Origin of the sequence: Protaetiibacter mangrovi, from assembly GCF_024752305.1 — a bacterium.
Taxonomy (GTDB): domain Bacteria; phylum Actinomycetota; class Actinomycetes; order Actinomycetales; family Microbacteriaceae; genus Homoserinibacter; species Homoserinibacter mangrovi.
Genome location: NZ_JANTHX010000005.1, coordinates 27,050 through 41,979 on the forward strand (window position 1 = coordinate 27,050; position 14,930 = coordinate 41,979).

Below are 14,930 nucleotides of genomic sequence, written 5' to 3' on the forward strand. Positions count from 1 at the left end.
CGCCGCCGACAAGTACGGCCTCAGCCAGCTGCACCAGATCCGCGGACGCGTGGGTCGCGGCCGCGAGCGCGCCTACGCGTACTTCCTCTACGAGGCCGAGAAGCCGCTCACCGAGACCGCGCAGGACCGCCTGGAGACGATCGCCGCCAACAACGAGCTGGGCGGCGGCATGCAGATCGCCCTCAAGGATCTCGAGATCCGCGGCGCCGGCAACCTGCTCGGCGGCGAGCAGTCCGGCCACATCGCGGGCGTCGGATTCGACCTGTACCTGCGCATGATCGGCGAGGCGGTGTCGGCGTTCCGCGGCGACGTCGCGGAGGGCCAGACCGAGCTGCGCCTCGAGCTGCCGGTCGACGCCCGCATCCCCGACGGCTACATCGAGTCCGAGCGGCTGCGCCTCGAGGCATACCAGAAGCTCTCGACCGCGGCCGCGCCGCTCTCACCCGACGACGCCCTCGACCGGGTCGTCGAGGAGCTCGTCGACCGCTACGGCGAACTGCCGGAGGCCGTGCAGCAGCTGGTCGCCGTCTCGCGGCTGCGCCGACGCGCCCAGAAGGCCGGGCTCGGCGAGGTCGTGGCGATGGGCGGACGGATGCGGCTCGCGCCGCTCGACCCGCCCGACTCGATCCAGGTGCGGCTCACCCGCATGTACCCGGGCGTCAAGTTCTTCGCCGCCCAGCACGCCGTCAACGTGCCCATGCCCGAGGGCGCATCCGACGCCGAGCTGATCGCCTGGGTCGAGCAGCTGCTGACGGCGGCCGTGCCCCAGGGCTAGCCTGACCGCATGCTGTTCGAGCACCTCGGGCACAGCCCGCGCGTCGACCCCACCGCCGTCGTCGCCCCGACCGCCGTGATCTCCGGCGACGTGACGATCGGGCCCGGCTGCCAGGTGCTGCACGGCGCGGTCATCAGCGCCGAGGGCGGCCCCATCACGATCGGCGAGTCGAGCATCGTGATGGAGAACGCCCTCCTGCGGGCGAGCGCGACCGATCCGCTGCACATCGGCGACCACGTGCTGGTGGGCCCGATGGCGTCGGTGTCGGGCGCGACGGTCGGCGACGAGGTGTTCCTCGCCACCGGCGCCCGGGTGTTCAACGGGGCGCGCATCGGGGCGCGCAGCGAGGTGCGCATCAACGCCGTCGTGCACCTGCGCACCGTGCTGCCGGAGCGTGCGACGGTGCCGATCGCGTGGGTGGCCGTGGGCGATCCGGCCCGGATCCTGAGCCCCGAGCGGCACGACGAGATCTGGGCGATCCAGCAGGGGCTCGACTTCCCGGGCTACGTGTTCGGCCTCGACCGCTCGACGCCGGATCTCATGGTGCAGCTCACGGAGCGCTACGCGCGCCACCTCGCCCGCCACGCCGACGACCGTCCGGTCGGCTGAGCCCTCCGCGCCTCAGGAGCGCGTCGACCAGACCTTGCCGATGACGAGCGGCAGCAGCACGAGCGAGCGCAGGTCGACGATCGCGTGCACCGCGATCGGCAGCAGGATGGTGCCCGAGACGAGGTAGAGGTAGGCGAAGATCGCCCCGAGCGCGGTGGCGGTGAGCACGCCGACCCAGCGCTGGTAGAGATGCAGCGCCCCGAACAGCAGGGTCGAGAGCGCGAAGGCGACGGGGCCGTCGGGCCAGATGCCGAACAACAGCGCGGGCAGCGCGAGCCGGAACATGAGCTCCTCGAAGACCCCCGCCGAGAGCGCGAGACCCGCTCCGTAGGGCAGCTCGCCGCGGGTGCGCGGCAGCAGGGCTCCGATGTCGCCGAGCTTCGGCACGTCGTCGGGGCTCGCGCGTCGCAGCAGCAGCACCGGCAGCACGAGGGCCACGAGCACCCCGACCGCTGCGCCGATCGCGATGCCCCGGCCGAGCGGGGAGTCCAGGAAGAACGCCCGGGATGCGGCGATCGGCTCCCACGCCTGACCGTCGCGCAGCACCTGCGGCACGTACTCCCAGGCGGCCAGCAGCACCGCCGCCGAGAGCCCCCCGAAGACGAGCACCGACTCGACGAGCCAGCGCCTCATCACCTTCTGCCGGGAGGAGGTGGCGCGCATCCGCTTGAACTGGGCGTACTCGCGCCGCTCGCGGGAGACGGCGCGCCAGACCAGCAGGGCGACGATCACGAGGAGGAGCGCCAGCAACTGCAACGCCATGCGCACCTCCCTCGCGTCGTCCCATCCTGGCAGTTCCGGGTGCCGCAGATCGCCACGGGATGTTCACCCGGGTGAAACACGCCGTCGTCAGACTTGGGGGGCATGGAGCCCCCCGCCCGCCTGGTGTGGATCGATGTCGCCCGCGGCATCGCCATCACGCTCGTCGTGGCCCACCACAGCATCCAGTTCCTCGACGGGAACGGCTGGTCGGTGGGCCCCCTCCCCGCGATCAGCGCCCTCCTGGCGACGTTCCGGATGCCCCTGTTCTTCCTCGTGTCGGGGGTTCTCGCCTCGGGGATCATCGCGCGCGCGAGCTTCTCGGCCCTGTTCTGGCGGCGCATGGCGCTGCTCATCTACATCTACGCGCTGTGGTGCCTCATCCGATACGCCTGGTTCCTCTGGGTGCCGTGGCCGTTCGACCCCGCCGTCTCGCCGCTCGGCGACCTGACGACCGCGCTCATCCTGCCGTGGTCGGGGCTCTGGTTCGTGTACGGCCTCGCGCTCTACATGGCGCTGGCCTGGCTCATGCGCCGGCTGCCGTGGTGGGTGCAGCTCGCGGCCGGGTTCGTCGTGAGCGGACTCTTCGCGACCGGCGTGCTGCAGATCGGCGCCGTGTACACGTGGCGCTCGATCGGCACCTACTTCGTGTTCTTCCTGCTCGGATCCCTCGCGAGCTCCCGCATCCGGGCGCTCGCCGGCCGGCTCACGATCCCCTGGGCGCTGCTGGTGGCCGGCGTGTTCGTGGTCGGGTGCGTGGTGTTCGCCCTCGGGCCGCTGCACGCGCTGGTCGGCTACCTCGTCTCGTTCGCGGGCGCCGCGTTCGGCGTGGCCCTCGCGGTGACGCTCGCGCGCTGGGGTCCCGCGGCCCGTGCGGTGGGCTACCTCGGGCAGCGCACGCTGCCGATCTACGTCACCCACGTGCTCGTCGTGTCGCTGCTCGCCTGGGTGGTGCCGACGGATCTGGTCCCCGCCGCGATCGCGGTGCTGCTGCTCATCGCGATCTCGATCACGGCGAGCGTGCTGCTGGGGGAGCTGCTCGGCAGGGTGGGCGGGGTGTACTCGCTGCCGGCCCCGGTGGGGCGCTTCGCACGCACCCGATCGGCTCCGGCGACCTGACGCGGGAATGCGCGGGGCCGCGCACGACTTGAACCCCTTCGATGACGAAGAACGATGTCGGGCTGCGGTCCGAGCGGGGACCCATCCTGCTGGCGATCATGGTGGCGACCGCGGTCGTCGCGATCGACGCCACGATCATCTCGACGGCGGTGCCGTCGATCGTCGGCGACATCGGGGGGTTCAGCCAGTTCCCCTGGCTGTTCTCGGTCTACCTGCTCACCCAGTCGGTGACGGTCCCCGTCTACGCGAAGCTCGCCGACACGATCGGGCGCAAGCGCATCATCCTGTTCGGGATCGCGGTGTTCCTGCTCGGCTCGATCCTGTGCGCGATCGCGTGGGACATGCCGAGCCTCATCGCGTTCCGCGCCCTGCAGGGCATCGGCGCGGGCGCCATCCTGCCGATCACGATCACGATCGTGGGCGACATCTACACCCTCGAGGAGCGCGCCCGCACACAGGGCTACATCGCGAGCGTCTGGGCGATCGCGGCCGTCGCGGGACCGGCCCTCGGCGGGATCTTCGCCATGTGGGACTTCTGGCGCGGCATCTTCCTCATCAACATCCCGCTGTGCGCGATCGCGTTCTGGCTGCTCGCCCGCGACTACCACGAGAGCTTCGAGCGCCGGCGGCACCGCATCGACGTCGCGGGGGCGGCGCTGCTCACGGCCGCCCTCACGCTCCTGCTGCTCGGGGTGCTCGAGGGCGGCAACAGCTGGGCGTGGGACTCCGCCGTGTCGTTCGCGATCTTCGGCGCGGGGGCGCTGCTGCTCGTCGGCTTCGTGCTGGTGGAGCGTCGGGCGGCGGAGCCCGTGCTGCCGCTGTGGGTCATGGGCCGGCCGCTGCTGCGCTCGACGAACGTCGTCGGCCTCGCCGTCGGCGCCGCGCTCATCGGTCTGACCGCCTTCGTGCCCACCTATCTCGTGGTGGGGATCGGTGTGAGCCCCCTCGTCGCCGGGCTCGCGCTGGCGACTCTGACGATCGGCTGGCCGATCGCCGCCTCCCTCTCGGGGCGCCTCTACCTGCGCATCGGATTCCGCACGACCGCCGTGATGGGCGCCTCGCTCGTGGTGCTCGGCACGGTGGCGCTGGCGCTGCTCGGGCCCTACCCGTCGATCCTCGGCGTGGCCGCCGTATCGTTCGTAATCGGGCTCGGCTTCGGCTTCGCGGCCGTCCCGACGCTGGTCGCCGCCCAGTCGAGCGTCGGCTGGGACGAGCGGGGCGTCGTCACGGGGGCCAACATGTTCGCCCGCTCGATCGGCCAGTCCGTGGGCGCTGCGGTGCTCGGCGCGGTCGCGAACGGCGTGATCGCCGCGCACGGCGGCGACGAGACCGATCCCGCGACGATCATCGACGCCTCGACGGCGGTCTTCGTCGGCGCGGCGATCGTGGCGGCGCTGTTGCTCGTCGCGACCGTCACGATGCCCCGCGAGCGGCGCGCCGCATCCGCCGCCGCCCCCGCGACGGGCCCCATCCCCGAGGTGGGCTGAGGGGTCGCGAACTGCACGCGGCCCCGGCGTGTCGCTGCACTTTGCGACCCCTCACCGGCTGGGGCGAGAGGATGAGGGTATGAGCGAGGCCGCATCCGAACCCGTCGTGCCGACGACGCCGCATCCGCGGCTCGAGGAGCTCGTGGCCGTGCTCGAGCATCTGCGGGCCCCCGGCGGATGCGCGTGGGACCGCGAGCAGACCCACGCCTCGCTCGTGCAGTACCTCGTCGAGGAGACCTACGAGCTCGTCGACGCGATCGAGGCGGGCGACGACGCCGAGCTCGTCGAGGAGCTCGGCGACGTGCTGTACCAGGTGATCTTCCACTCCGACATCGCGGCGGAGGAGGGGCGCTTCACCCTCGAGGACGTCGCGGCGCACATGACGGCCAAGATGGTGGGCCGCCACCCGCACGTGTTCGGCGACGCCGTCGCCGACACCCCCGACGCCGTGATGGCGCGCTGGGACGAGCTGAAGAGGGTGGAGAAGCCGACCCGCGCGAGCGTGCTCGACGGCATCCCGCAGGGCATGCCGGCCCTCGCTCTCGCGGCGAAGCTCGTGGGCCGGGCCGAGAAGGTCGGGCTCGATCCCGTCGCCGCGGACGCCGTTCCCGCCACGGAGGCTCAGCTCGGCGACGAGCTGCTCGCGACGGTCGTCGCCTCACGCGCCGCGGGCCTCGACGCCGAGCGCGCTCTCCGCGACGCCCTCCGTCGCCTGCAGGAGGACATCCGCGCGCGGGAGGCTCAGGAGTCCGAGCGCGCCCGGTAGGCCCGCACGGCCATCCGGTTGCCGCAGCGCGTCGAGCAGAAGCGCTTCGAGCCGTTCTTCGACAGGTCGACGAAGATGCCGGTGCAGTCGTCGGCCTCGCAGTCGCGCAGCCGGTCGAGGCGATCGGCGCGGATGACGTCGACGAGCGACATCGCCGCCTCGACGAGGATGCGGTCGGCGAGCGGCGCCTCGTTGTCGACGGCGTGGATGTGCCAGCCGAAGCCGTCGTGGTCGACGAGACGGGGGACCGCGCGCGCGTCGGCGAGGATCCCGTTGACCCAGTCGACGACGGCGTCCTCGTCGGCGCCCCAGATGTCGCGGATCCGGTCCCGCGCCTCGCGCACCGCGGTGAGTTCGGCGGCGTCGCGATCGAGGCGTCCGGAGAACTTCCACTCCCGGATGAGCTGCGACAGCTGGGCCTGCGTGGAGAGCTCGTCGGTGCCGCTCTCGGATGCGCTCTCGACGGTGTCGCCGAGTGCCTGGAGGAAGGCGAGGTTCAATTCGGTGTCATGGGTGAAAAGCATTTGACTCCTGACCGACGGGGGCGGTACTGTCACGACTGAATCCAACTTAGCCCATGACACCGGAAAGAGGTCGACCGATGGTCCTCCGCGCCGTCTCCGCCCGCCGCGGCCTCGTCGGCGTCGTGATGGGCCTCGCGGCCGGGCTCGCCTTCGGGGCGGGCGGCACCATCGTCAAGCCGCTGTTCTCCGAGGGCTGGACCCCCGGCGCCGCGGTCTTCGGGCGGCTCGTCGTCGCCGCCCTCGCCCTGGCGATCCCCGCGATCATCGCCATGCGCGGCGAGCTGCGCCCCCTGCTGCGGGCCTGGCGCCTCGTGCTCGCCTACGCCGTGCTCGCCGTGGCCGGTGTGCAGCTCGCCTTCTACGCGGCGATCGAGCGCATCCCGGTCGGCATCGCCCTGCTCATCGAGTACCTGGCCCCCGTCGCCCTGCTGCTGCTGGCCTGGGCGCGCACGCGGCGGATGCCGCATCGCGTCGTGCTGGTCGGCGCCGGCCTCGCCGTGGTGGGTCTCGTGCTCGTGATCGGGCCCTCGGGTGCGGGCGCGCTCGATCCCGTCGGCATCGCCCTCGCCTCCGTCGCGATGATCGGCGTCGCGTTCTACTACGTCGTCGGCGACCGCACCCCGGTGGGGGTCCCGCCGGTGGCGCTCGCCTGGTCGGGCTTCGTCGTGGGCGCGCTGGCGCTCGGCCTCGCGGGCCTCGTCGGGATCCTCCCGATGCACGCGAGCTTCGGCGAGGTCGCCTTCTTCGGCATGCGCGCCCCCTGGTGGGCGCCGCTCGTCACGGTCGGCGTCGTCTCGACCGCGTTCGCGTACGTCGCCGGCATCACGGCCATCACGCTGCTCGGCACGCGGGTGGCCTCGTTCCTCGGCCTGTCGGAGGTGATCTTCGCCGGGCTCATCGGCTGGATCGTGCTGGGCGAGGCGATCGGCCCGATCGGGCTCGTGGGGGCCGGGCTCATCCTCGGCGGCATCGTGCTGGTGCGCCTCGAGCCGGTCGCGGCGTCGGCGCCGCTGCCCGAGCCGCTGCCGGTCACCGAGCCGATCGCGATCCTCCCGGATGCGCCGCCCGCGCCGACCGAGCCGCACCAGACGCCGCAGAGCGCGCCGGATGCGGCGGTGGCGCCGGAGGCCTCCCGGCTCCCCGACGCCACCGCGACACCGCTCTGAGTCACTGCGCCGTGTAGCCCCCGTCGACGACGTGGTAGCTGCCCGTGATGAACGAGGCGGCATCCGACGCCAGGAACGCCACGAGCCCCGCGACCTCTTCGGGCTCGCCGAGGCGGCCCATCGCGTGCTTGCCCTCGAGGAAGGCGAGGGTGTCGGCGTCGAGGTTCGCCTCGACGAGCGGCGTCTTGATGAAGCCCGGTCCGACCGAGTTGACGCGCACCCCCTGGGTCGCGTACTCGAGCGCCGCGTTCTTGGTGGCGCCGACGACGCCGTGCTTGGCCGCGACGTAGGCGACCGACCCGGCGAAGCCGACCGATCCGAGGATCGAGGCCATGTTCACGATCGAGCCGCCGCCGTTGCGCACCATCGCCGGCAGCTGGGCGCGCATGCCGTAGGTGACCGCCGAGAGGTTGATGTCGATCACCTTGCGCCAGCCGTCGAGCGGGTACTCGCCCGTCGGGGCGGACGGGCCGCCGATGCCGGCGTTGTTGACGGCGATCTTCAGGGGGGCGAGTTTCTCGGCCGCCTCGACCGCGGCGACCGCGTCGTCGGGGTCGGCGACGTCGCCCACGTGGGCGACCGCGGTGCCGCCCGCGGCCTCGATCTCGGCGACGACGGCCTCGGCGTGATCCTTCACGAGGTCGGCGACGACGACCTTGGCGCCGTTCGCGGCGAGCAGGAGGGCGACGGCGCGGCCGATGCCGCTTCCGCCTCCCGTGACGATCGCGGAACGCTCCGCGACATCGTAGGTGGCCATGGGGGATGCCTTTCGTTCTTCCGCAGCCCGCGGACGAGGGGAGGACCGCGACGTCCGAAGGCTCCACTAACCGACATCTGTCGGATTAACGCCCAGCCTACACCTGTCGGTTAGGCTCCGCGCGAGGAGGTCGGATGCCCGCACAACCCGCCGACGCACGGCAGCGTCGCACCCGGGCCGCCCTGCACGCGGCGGCGATCGAGCTCGCCGCCGCGGGCGACCCCGGCGCGATCACCGTCACCGCGCTCGCCGAACGGGCCGGCGTGCACCGGTCCACCGTCTACGAGCACGGAGGATCCCCCCTCGACGTGCTCCAGGCGGCGCTGGCGGACGAGCTCGACGAGCTGCGCGAGCGCCACCTCCGCGACGCGGATCCGCGGGGCATCGCCGTCGCGCTGCAGCAGGTGACGCTCGGGGTCTTCGCCCACGTCGACCGGCACGCCGCCGTCTACCGCAACCTCGACGGCGCGGCCGGTGCCACGCTGCACGCCTTCCTCAGCGAGCACTTCCAGACCTCGACGCGCCTGCTCATCGCCCAGTCGAGCCTCGTCGTGCCCGGAGGTCCGGGCGGCGCCGACCCGGGCTTCGTCGAAGACGCCACGGTGCGCTACATCGCCGACGGGGTCGTCGGCCTCATCGCCGTCTGGCTGCACACCGCCGAGCCCCGTGACCCCGCCGTGCCGCTCGCCCTCCTCGGGCGGCTGATGCCCGCGTGGTGGCCGACCGCCTGAAGGCTCAGGCGATGCGGCTGCCCGCCGCGAGGCGTCGCGCCGGCGCGTGCGTGCGCGAGATCGCGCCGACGAGCAGCGCCCCGGCCAGCAGCACGTTCAGCAGCAGCCCGATCGCCCAGCTCGGCACCGTGGAGGCGATGACCTCCTCGGCGGTCGGGTACTCCCCGTCGGACGAGAGCTGATCGCACTCCGACCACGACTGGCCGACCGTCGGCGGCAGCTGCGCCTGACGCACCCCGTACTTGAGCGAGCCGAACAGGTCGTCGGGATTGCCGTACGCGTCGAAGTGCGTCGGCACCGCATCCGCGAGCAGCACGTAGGGGTTGGCCGCGAGCATCCACCAGACCGTGTCGAAGCGCGGAACCGTGTACGTGTACTCCTCGGTCATGCACACCAACTCGACCGGGTAGCCCGTCTGCGGATCGATCTCGTCGGAGGACGCCTCCCAGTCGACGTACTCGTTCTCGACGGTCACCTCCTGCTGGTTGACGAGCCCGCCGAGCGTGAACGCGATGAGCGTTCCCACCGACAGCAGGGCGACCACCAGGTAGGTCGCGACGACCGAGAACAGCGGACGCCGGATGAGCCCCGACAGACCCACGCCGATCGCGGCGACCACGCCGAGCTCGAGGGCGAGCACGAGGATCGACACGATCGCGGTGTCGACCGAGGCCCCGCCGATCACGAGGGCGAACAGCAGGAACGGCAGCCCCGCCACCAGGAAGCCGAGCGCCGTGATCCAGGCCGCGAGCAGCTTGCCGAGCACCAGCTGCGCCGTCGACACCAGCGTGACCTGCGTGGTGGCGAGCGTGCCGTTCTCGCGGTCGCCGTTGATCGCGTTGCCGCTGAGCGCCGGGGTCACCAGCGTGCCGAGCAGCAGCACGAAGTAGACGATCACCGAGTACAGCACCGCGCCGGGGGCGTCCGAGTTCCACGTCGCGATCGTCGTGAACACCGTCACGAGCAGCACCACCACGACGAAGACGCCGAGCAGCACGTACCAGGCGAGGCCGCGCACCCGCTGCTGCAGCTCGATCGAGGCGACCGTCCACATCCTGCCGAGCCAGCTCATCGGGCCGCCTCCCCGTCGGAGTTCAGATCGAGGAAGGTGTGCTCGAGGTCGCCCACGGCGGGTGCGAACGACACCACCCGGATGCCGGCGCCGACGAGCGCGGCGAGCAGTTCGGCCGCCCGCTCGTCGCCGGCCAGCGGCACCACGAGGCCCTGCGGTTCGGCCACGATGCGGTCGGCGTCGATGCCCTGTGCACGCAGCGCCTCCCGCAGGCCCTCCGCGTCGAGCGCCCGGATGCGCCAGCCGCGCTCCGCGACCCGAGCCGCCTCCACCCGATCCGCGCTCACCGTCGACCCCGCCTCGAGGAAGACGGCGCGGTCGGCGAGCTCGTCGAGCTCCGCCAGCACATGGCTCGACACGACGATCGTGCGCCCCTCGGCCGCCAACCGCCGCAGCAGCACCCGCAGGGCGATCCGTGCCCCGGGGTCGAGCCCGGATGCCGGCTCGTCGAGCAGCAGCACCCGCGGATCGTGCACGAGCGCGCGGGCGAGGCTCATCCGCTGCTTCTGGCCGCGCGACAGCACCCGGGTCGGCCGGTCGGCGAGCTCGGCGAGGTCGACCAGCTCGACGAGCTCCGCCGCCCGGTCGTCGGCCGCGCGGCCGGTGATGCCGTAGAGCCGGGCGGTCAGCACGAGGCTGCGGCGCACGGTGAGGTTCGCCCAGGAGCCGAGCACGTCGGGCATCCAGCCGAGCGTCGCGCGCACGGCGGCGCTCTCGGTGACGGGATCGTGCTCGCCGATGCGGATCGTGCCTCGGTCGGGCACGAGGAGCGTCGCGAGCATGAGCAGCAGGGTCGTCTTGCCCGAGCCGTTCGGGCCGACCAGTCCGGTCACCTCGCCGGCGCGTGCCGTGAATCTCACCGAGCGCACCGCCTGGACGGCGCCGAACGAGCGGCCGACGTCCTCCACGACGATGTCGGCGGGAGCGGGTGCCGCGGCGCTCGCGGCGGGCACGGGTTCGGGGGCGCTCATGGGGCGAGACTAGGGGGCGCATGCGCGGTGCGGCATCCCCCGCCCGGATGACGCACCGCATCCGCGGGGTGAACACCGCCTCCCTAGAATCGACGGGTGGCAACGCAGGTGAACCCTCCCCGTGGCATGCGGGACTTCCTCCCCGCCGAGAAGGCGCGTCGCGAGCGCATCCTCGGCATCATCCGGGAGTCGTACCGCGCGCACGGCTTCGACGAGATCGAGACGCCGGTGATGGAGGACTCCGAGCGCCTGCACGCCGGTCTCGGCGGCGACAACGAGAAGCTCGCCTTCGGCGTGCAGAGGCGGGGCCTCAGCCGCGACGACCTGCAGTCCGCGGAGCAGCCGCTCGACCTCGTCGACCTGGGGCTGCGCTTCGACCTGACCGTTCCGCTCGCGCGCTTCTACGCCACCCACCGCGCCGAACTGCCGAACGTGTTCCGCAGCATCCAGCTCGCCCCGGTGTGGCGGGCCGAGCGCCCGCAGAAGGGGCGCTACCGCCAGTTCGTGCAGTGCGACATCGACATCATCGGCGAGCCCGGCATTCAGGCCGAGGCCGAGCTGCTGGTCGCCTCGCTCGCGACCGTCGACGCGCTCGGTCTCGCGGAGGCGAGCATCCGCGTCAACGACCGTCGCCTGCTCATCGGTATGCTCGCGGGCTTCGGCTTCGCGCCCGACGAGCACGAGGCGGTGCTCATCACGATCGACAAACTCGACAAGATCGGGCCCGACGGCGTCGTGGCCGAGCTCGGCGAGCGCGGGTCGGACGCGGATGCGGTGGCGGCCTTCCGCGCCTTCCTGCTGCGCCCGCAGACCCGCGAGTTCCTCCCGTTCGGCGAGCAGGCGATCCGGAAGGCGCTGCCCGACGGCGCGGACGACGCGGTCGTCGCCACCCTCGTGGAGCTCGGGGATGCGGTCGCAGCGGCACGCGGGGAGGACGCGCCGCCGCTCGTCTTCGACCCGTTCCTGGTGCGCGGCATGGGGTACTACACGGGGCCCATCTTCGAGCTGGCCCACCCGAGCGTCCCGTACTCGCTCGGCGGCGGCGGTCGCTACGACGGCATGATCGGCCGGTTCCTCGGCACCGAGGTGCCCGCCACCGGGTTCTCGCTCGGATTCGAGCGCCTCGTCGACCTCGTGGAGCCGCCCGCCGCATCCGGGGGCGCAGCCGTCGCGCTGCTGCACGACGCCGATGCGCCTCTCGCGACCCTGCTCGCGCTGCAGTCCGCGCTCGTCGCGCGCGGCGACCGCGCCCGACTCGTCAAGCGCGCGAAGAACACGAAGCTGCAGCTCGAGAACCTCGCCGAGCAGGCCTTCACCTCGTTCGCCTTCCTCGGAGCCGACGCCCCCGCATCCGTCGACGACCTCGACCTGCGCCCTCTCGACTGAGCCGCCTCCTGCGGTCGCGGCAGACCCAGAAATGCAGGAGAAAACCGGATGACGTGGCGGCGCACCGCCGGAGTCCGGGTGCTCCTGCTGCGGAGTCCTGCATTTCTGAGCCGGATCGGGGAGTCCGAGCCGGATCGGGGAGGGAGTGCGACTCGGTAGGATCGCGGGTGGGCTCAGTCGCCCCCACACACCACATCCCCCAAAGGAGTTCCCCGTGTCTGCTATCGAGGCCGTCGGCGCCCGCGAGATCCTCGACTCCCGAGGCAACCCGACCGTCGAGGTCGAGGTGCTCCTCGAAGACGGCACCGTGTCGCGTGCCGCCGTCCCCTCCGGCGCGTCCACCGGAGCGTTCGAGGCATACGAGCTCCGCGACGGAGACAAGGGCCGCTACCTCGGCAAGGGCGTCGAGAAGGCCGTCGAGGGCGTCCTCGACGTGCTCGGCCCCGCCATCGAAGGCTTCGAGGCCTCCGACCAGCGCCTCGTCGACGCCGAACTGATCGCCGCCGACGGCACCGAGAACAAGTCGCGGCTCGGCGCCAACGCCATCCTCGGCGTCTCGCTCGCCGTCGCCAAGGCCGCCGCCGACTCCGCCGACCTGCCGCTGTTCCGCTACGTGGGCGGCCCCAACGCGCACGTGCTCCCTGTGCCGCTCATGAACATCATCAACGGCGGCGCGCACGCCGACAACGGCCTCGACGCGCAGGAGATCATGATGCTGCCCGTCGGCGCCGGCAGCTTCCGCGAGGCGCTGCGCTGGGGCGCCGAGGTCTACCACGCGCTCAAGGCCGAGCTGCACGCCAAGGGCTACGCGACCGGCCTCGGCGACGAAGGCGGCTTCGCGCCCGACCTGTCGACCGCCCGCGAGGCGCTCGACTTCATCATCGGCGCCGTCGAGAAGGCCGGCTTCACGATGGGCAGCGAGATCGCGCTCGGCATGGATGTCGCCTCCACCGAGTTCTTCGAGGGCGGCGTCTACCGCTACGAAGGTCAGGACCTGTCGGCCGAGCAGATGATCGACTACTACGCGAAGCTCGTCGCCGACTACCCGATCGTCACCATCGAGGACCCGCTCGCCGAAGACGACTGGGACGCCTGGGTGGCGCTCACCGACGCCCTCGGCAAGAAGGTGCAGCTCGTCGGCGACGACCTGTTCGTCACCAACCCGGTGCGCCTGCAGAAGGGCCTCGACCTCGGCGCCGCCAACTCGATCCTCGTGAAGGTGAACCAGATCGGCACCCTCACCGAGACCCTGGACGCCGTCTCCAACGCCCAGCGCGCCGGCTACACCGCGATCCTCTCGCACCGCTCCGGCGAGACCGAGGACACCACCATCGCCGACCTCGCCGTCGCCACGGATGCCGGCCAGATCAAGACCGGCGCCCCCGCCCGCTCCGAGCGCGTCGCCAAGTACAACCAGCTGCTGCGGATCGAAGAGGAGCTGGGCGACGCCGCGGTCTACGCGGGCGCGTCGGCGTTCCGCCGCGCGTAATCTCTGACGCTTTCGGGGGCGGGCTCGGTTTCCGAGCCGCATGCCGACCGGCGGCCGGGACGGCCGCCGGCGCTGGCGTCGCGGCGAAGGCCAGAAATGGCCTTCGCTCCTAGCTCCAGCGCGCGGCCCGGTGCCAGCGACTCGAGAACGGATCCCCGCCCCTCGTGCTGTGTCCGTCGTGGCGGAACGCCACCGCGCGGGCTCGACGCCTCCTCGCGGATTGAGTAGCGAGCGCAGCGAGCGTGTCGAAATCCACCCCCCACCGCGTCGCATAGCCTGAACGGGTGAGTCCGAAGCAGCCGACCGAGCGCGTGGGGGTCGCGATGGCGGAGCCGTCGCGCGCCGCGACCTGGCTCCGCGGCTTCCGGCTGTCGGGGTTCGCCCTGACCGTGCTCGGGCTCATCGTGGCGGCGCTCGTCGTGCTGGCCCCGCAGCTCAAGACGCTCGTCGAGCAGCGGCAGCAGATCGCCCAGCTCGAGCAGCAGGTGGCGGACGCGCAGAGCGACCTCGACGACCTCGACGCCGAGGTCGCCCGCTGGAGCGATCCCGCCTACATCGAGTCGCAGGCCCGCGACCGCCTCTTCTACGTCTTCCCGGGTGACGTGGCCTACCTCGTGATCGACGACGACGGCAGCCCGCAGGCGAGCGACGAGCAGCCGATCAGCGACAGCATCCAGGCCACGCGCGTCGACTGGGTGACGGCGCTCCTCGGATCCGTCTACACGGCGGGCCTCACCCAGGCGACGCCCGAACAGCTCGGGCAGCTCGACAGCCCCGCGCAGAGCACCGGGAGCGCCGGATGACCCGCCCCCCGTTCGAGCCGCCCACCGCTGCGGAGGTCGCGGTGGTGTCCGCGCAGCTCGGTCGCCCCGCCCGCGGGGTCGTCGGCATCGCCGCGCGCTGCGTGTGCGGCAACCCGACCGTGGTCGCGACGAGCCCCCGGCTGCCCGACGGCACGCCGTTCCCGACCCTGTACTACCTCTCGCATCCGGGCGCGACGGCGGCGATGTCGACCCTCGAGGCGACCGGGGTGATGCCGGAGCTCGCGGCGATGCTCGACGGCGAGGTCGCAGACGCCTACCGCGCCGCGCACCAGTCGTACCTCGCCGACCGGGAGTCGATCGAGGTGGTGCCCGAGATCGCGGGCTTCTCGGCGGGGGGTATGCCCGACCGCGTGAAGTGCCTGCACGCGCTCGCCGCCCACGCGCTCGCCGCCGGACCGGGGGTGAACCCCATCGGGGACGCCGCCCTCGCGCGGTCGAGCTGGTCGCCCGAGCGGTGCACGTGCGCCGAACCGGGCGCCGCCCTCGGGGCCTGAG

General features: G+C 72.4%; 16 protein-coding genes. 11 read left to right on the forward strand and 5 right to left on the reverse strand.

Annotated features, from left to right (window positions below; translation table 11 throughout):
- Positions 1-775 (forward strand): TRCF domain-containing protein (locus NUH29_RS04950; RefSeq protein ID WP_308445747.1); only part of this gene is annotated, 775 nt, incomplete at its 5' end.
- 9 nt (positions 776-784) lie between these two features.
- Complete coding sequence (locus NUH29_RS04955) at positions 785-1,384, forward strand: gamma carbonic anhydrase family protein (RefSeq protein WP_258797913.1); 600 nt, start codon at positions 785-787, stop codon at positions 1,382-1,384.
- Positions 1,385-1,396: 12 nt separating this feature from the next.
- Here NUH29_RS04955 and NUH29_RS04960 read toward each other — a convergent pair whose 3' ends face one another.
- Positions 1,397-2,146, reverse strand: coding sequence for a CPBP family intramembrane glutamic endopeptidase (locus NUH29_RS04960; RefSeq protein ID WP_258797914.1), 750 nt, complete (start codon positions 2,144-2,146; stop codon positions 1,397-1,399).
- 102 nt (positions 2,147-2,248) lie between these two features.
- On the opposite strand from NUH29_RS04960, the gene NUH29_RS04965 reads away from it, so the two are divergent.
- The 3 genes from NUH29_RS04965 (at position 2,249) to mazG (ending at position 5,515) form a co-directional block, all read left to right on the forward strand.
- The gene (locus NUH29_RS04965; RefSeq protein WP_258797915.1) at positions 2,249-3,262 is read left to right on the forward strand and encodes an acyltransferase family protein; all 1,014 of its coding nucleotides are present in this window, start codon (positions 2,249-2,251) and stop codon (positions 3,260-3,262) included.
- Positions 3,263-3,303: 41 nt separating this feature from the next.
- A complete protein-coding gene (locus NUH29_RS04970; protein WP_258797916.1) occupies positions 3,304-4,749 on the forward strand; it encodes an MFS transporter in 1,446 nt (481 codons plus the stop codon).
- 79 nt (positions 4,750-4,828) lie between these two features.
- Positions 4,829-5,515 carry a nucleoside triphosphate pyrophosphohydrolase gene (mazG, locus tag NUH29_RS04975; protein ID WP_258797917.1) on the forward strand — a complete coding sequence of 229 codons (687 nt, stop codon included), beginning with the start codon at positions 4,829-4,831 and terminating at the stop codon, positions 5,513-5,515.
- Here mazG and NUH29_RS04980 read toward each other — a convergent pair.
- Positions 5,491-6,039 carry a CGNR zinc finger domain-containing protein gene (locus NUH29_RS04980; RefSeq protein WP_258797918.1) on the reverse strand — a complete coding sequence of 183 codons (549 nt, stop codon included), beginning with the start codon at positions 6,037-6,039 and terminating at the stop codon, positions 5,491-5,493. The two genes, mazG and NUH29_RS04980, sit on opposite strands and share 25 nt — an antisense overlap.
- Positions 6,040-6,116: 77 nt before the next feature.
- Here NUH29_RS04980 and NUH29_RS04985 point away from each other — a divergent pair, with 77 nt between their 5' ends.
- The gene (locus NUH29_RS04985) at positions 6,117-7,205 is read left to right on the forward strand and encodes an EamA family transporter (RefSeq protein WP_258797920.1); all 1,089 of its coding nucleotides are present in this window, start codon (positions 6,117-6,119) and stop codon (positions 7,203-7,205) included.
- Between the two features lies 1 nt (position 7,206).
- Here NUH29_RS04985 and NUH29_RS04990 read toward each other — a convergent pair whose 3' ends face one another.
- Positions 7,207-7,962, reverse strand: a complete 756-nt coding sequence (locus NUH29_RS04990; protein WP_258797921.1) for an SDR family NAD(P)-dependent oxidoreductase — start codon at positions 7,960-7,962, stop codon at positions 7,207-7,209.
- Positions 7,963-8,096: 134 nt separating this feature from the next.
- On the opposite strand from NUH29_RS04990, the gene NUH29_RS04995 reads away from it, so the two are divergent.
- Positions 8,097-8,693 carry a TetR/AcrR family transcriptional regulator gene (locus NUH29_RS04995; protein WP_258797922.1) on the forward strand — a complete coding sequence of 199 codons (597 nt, stop codon included), beginning with the start codon at positions 8,097-8,099 and terminating at the stop codon, positions 8,691-8,693.
- Between the two features lie 4 nt (positions 8,694-8,697).
- Here the strand turns inward: NUH29_RS04995 and NUH29_RS05000 are convergent, their stop codons facing one another.
- Together NUH29_RS05000 and NUH29_RS05005 are read right to left on the reverse strand one after the other, a co-directional pair.
- Positions 8,698-9,765: an ABC transporter permease gene (locus tag NUH29_RS05000; protein WP_258797923.1), complete on the reverse strand. Its 1,068-nt coding sequence runs from the start codon at positions 9,763-9,765 to the stop codon at positions 8,698-8,700.
- A complete protein-coding gene (locus NUH29_RS05005) occupies positions 9,762-10,736 on the reverse strand; it encodes an ABC transporter ATP-binding protein (RefSeq protein WP_258797924.1) in 975 nt (324 codons plus the stop codon). Before NUH29_RS05005 ends, NUH29_RS05000 begins: the two co-directional genes overlap by 4 nt.
- A 126-nt stretch (positions 10,737-10,862) precedes the next feature.
- On the opposite strand from NUH29_RS05005, the gene NUH29_RS05010 reads away from it, so the two are divergent.
- The 4 genes from NUH29_RS05010 (at position 10,863) to NUH29_RS05025 (ending at position 14,929) form a co-directional block, all read left to right on the forward strand.
- Complete coding sequence (locus NUH29_RS05010) at positions 10,863-12,122, forward strand: histidine--tRNA ligase (RefSeq protein WP_258798422.1); 1,260 nt, start codon at positions 10,863-10,865, stop codon at positions 12,120-12,122.
- Positions 12,123-12,336: 214 nt separating this feature from the next.
- Positions 12,337-13,611: a phosphopyruvate hydratase gene (gene eno, locus NUH29_RS05015; RefSeq protein WP_258797925.1), complete on the forward strand. Its 1,275-nt coding sequence runs from the start codon at positions 12,337-12,339 to the stop codon at positions 13,609-13,611.
- Between the two features lie 284 nt (positions 13,612-13,895).
- Positions 13,896-14,414, forward strand: coding sequence for an FtsB family cell division protein (locus tag NUH29_RS05020; protein ID WP_258797926.1), 519 nt, complete (start codon positions 13,896-13,898; stop codon positions 14,412-14,414).
- A complete protein-coding gene (locus NUH29_RS05025; protein WP_258797927.1) occupies positions 14,411-14,929 on the forward strand; it encodes a DUF501 domain-containing protein in 519 nt (172 codons plus the stop codon). Before NUH29_RS05020 ends, NUH29_RS05025 begins: the two co-directional genes overlap by 4 nt.
- Position 14,930 lies beyond the last annotated feature (1 nt).

Coding starts and splice junctions, on each gene's coding strand:
- NUH29_RS04955 (WP_258797913.1), top strand. CDS start 785: ATGCTGTTCGAGCACCTCGGGCACAGCCCGCGCGTCGACCCCACCGCC.
- NUH29_RS04960 (WP_258797914.1), bottom strand. CDS start 2,146: ATGGCGTTGCAGTTGCTGGCGCTCCTCCTCGTGATCGTCGCCCTGCTG.
- NUH29_RS04965 (WP_258797915.1), top strand. CDS start 2,249: ATGGAGCCCCCCGCCCGCCTGGTGTGGATCGATGTCGCCCGCGGCATC.
- NUH29_RS04970 (WP_258797916.1), top strand. CDS start 3,304: ATGACGAAGAACGATGTCGGGCTGCGGTCCGAGCGGGGACCCATCCTG.
- mazG (WP_258797917.1), top strand. CDS start 4,829: ATGAGCGAGGCCGCATCCGAACCCGTCGTGCCGACGACGCCGCATCCG.
- NUH29_RS04980 (WP_258797918.1), bottom strand. CDS start 6,039: ATGCTTTTCACCCATGACACCGAATTGAACCTCGCCTTCCTCCAGGCA.
- NUH29_RS04985 (WP_258797920.1), top strand. CDS start 6,117: ATGGTCCTCCGCGCCGTCTCCGCCCGCCGCGGCCTCGTCGGCGTCGTG.
- NUH29_RS04990 (WP_258797921.1), bottom strand. CDS start 7,962: ATGGCCACCTACGATGTCGCGGAGCGTTCCGCGATCGTCACGGGAGGC.
- NUH29_RS04995 (WP_258797922.1), top strand. CDS start 8,097: ATGCCCGCACAACCCGCCGACGCACGGCAGCGTCGCACCCGGGCCGCC.
- NUH29_RS05000 (WP_258797923.1), bottom strand. CDS start 9,765: ATGAGCTGGCTCGGCAGGATGTGGACGGTCGCCTCGATCGAGCTGCAG.
- NUH29_RS05005 (WP_258797924.1), bottom strand. CDS start 10,736: ATGAGCGCCCCCGAACCCGTGCCCGCCGCGAGCGCCGCGGCACCCGCT.
- NUH29_RS05010 (WP_258798422.1), top strand. CDS start 10,863: ATGCGGGACTTCCTCCCCGCCGAGAAGGCGCGTCGCGAGCGCATCCTC.
- NUH29_RS05025 (WP_258797927.1), top strand. CDS start 14,411: ATGACCCGCCCCCCGTTCGAGCCGCCCACCGCTGCGGAGGTCGCGGTG.